Genomic DNA, 1446 nt, shown 5'->3' with positions numbered 1-1446 from the left:
CGGTGACAAAAATGCTTCACTTAGAAATTTATGCCATCTTTATTAATATTTTTGTGACTCTGCCCTTGTGTATTTTGGTAGGCCACTTCGCCTCACGCTACTTTGAGAAGCCGTTTTTATCCCGGCGCAGCCCCGCTATGGCTTGAGGGGCTGAATTTCGTCGGCGATTTGCTGGCGTAGCTCCATCATGCGGGTAGCGTAGTGCTGGAGGGTCTTGTCTTCGTCGGTCTCGGGAGTCCACGGTGGGACAGCGACCGGCTTGTTGTTCTCGTCCATGGCAACAAAGACCATGAGGCAGTGGGTGGTGGGGGAGACGCCGCCCGTGCGTGGATCGCCCGCCGACACATCCACGGCGAGGTGCATGCTGGTGCGGCCGGTGTAGATCACTTTGGCGGCTACTTCTACGACATGACCGATTAGGATCGGGCGCTCGAAGCGAATGCCACCGACATAGACCGTGACGCAGTAGTGGGCGCTCCAGCCCACGGCGCAGGCATAGCCCGCCTGGTCAATCCACTTCATCACCGCGCCGCCGTGGACTTTCCCGCCGAAGTTCACGTCCGTGGGCTCCGCCAGAAAGCGGAGCGTAATCTGTCGCTGAGGTGTCATGCCTCCAGTTTACCGCTCCAGCTCGCTGATGCGCACCGGCTTGCCCTCCCAGAGCCACGTGCCATCGCTGGCTTGCTTGAGAACACGGCTCTGGCTTCCAGGAGCGTGCGGCTTTTCGTTCTGGGGGAGCCACTGCGCCAGCTCGGTCTTGGTCTTGGCGAGCTCAGGCTTTGCCGCGAGATTAGTCCACTCGTGGGGATCGCGCTTCTTGTCGTAGAGCTCCTCGCTACCGTTGGCGTAGCGGATGTAGCGCCACTTCTCGGTGCGGATGGCGTGACTACCGGGGTTGTGGGTCGTGATCGCGGGCCGTGTGCGGCGAGACTTCGGGTTTTTGAGGAGCGGGCTTAGGCTCTGACCTTCCAGGCTTTCCACGGCGGGGAGCTGGGCAAGCTCACAGAGAGTGGGGAAGATATCCAGGAGCTCGACAGGTTGCTTGCAGCGTCCAGGGCGGATGCCGGGGCCAGCGAAGATTAGAGGCACCTGCGTGCTCTCCTCCCAGAGGCTGTTCTTGCCGCTGATGCCTTTCTCCCCCAGGTGCCAGCCATGGTCGGCGTAGAGCACGATCTGGGTGTTGTCGGCCTGCCCCGAGCGCTCCAAGGCATCCAGCACGCGTCCGACCAGGCTATCCACAAAGCTGATACTTGCTAAATAACGTGAGTTCGGGATAAGGTCGGGTCGGGATTCCGGTAAACTGAATTAGCTTACAACACGGTTTTAGGAGTCCCAACCCATGCTTAGTCTACTCGATCTCTTCTGTGATATTGATGATTTCTGCCAAGAATTTCTCCCAGAACTACGAAAATATCAGGTCACCTCCTCTCGATCAAGGCAACGAAA

At 58.6% G+C, this 1446-nt stretch carries 2 protein-coding genes; both read right to left on the bottom strand.

The features are described from left to right. Positions 1 to 135: 135 nt before the first annotated feature. On the bottom strand, positions 136 to 609 hold the full coding sequence (locus tag RMO15_RS11445) for an acyl-CoA thioesterase (RefSeq protein WP_309712228.1): 474 nt from the start codon (positions 607 to 609) through the stop codon (positions 136 to 138). Positions 610 to 618: 9 nt separating this feature from the next. Then, on the bottom strand, positions 619 to 1275 hold the full coding sequence (locus RMO15_RS11440) for a sulfatase-like hydrolase/transferase (RefSeq protein WP_309712231.1): 657 nt from the start codon (positions 1273 to 1275) through the stop codon (positions 619 to 621). Between the last annotated feature and the right edge of the window lie 171 nt (positions 1276 to 1446).

Origin of the sequence: Armatimonas sp. (assembly GCF_031410135.1) — a bacterium.
Taxonomy (GTDB): Bacteria; Armatimonadota; Armatimonadia; order Armatimonadales; family Armatimonadaceae; genus Armatimonas.
The sequence above is the reverse complement of the archived record's forward strand: the minus strand, read 5'-3'. Positions and strand labels throughout refer to the sequence as shown.

Excerpts from the sequence above, each read along its gene's own strand:
- RMO15_RS11445 (WP_309712228.1), bottom strand. The coding sequence starts at position 609 with ATGACACCTCAGCGACAGATTACGCTCCGCTTTCTGGCGGAGCCCACG.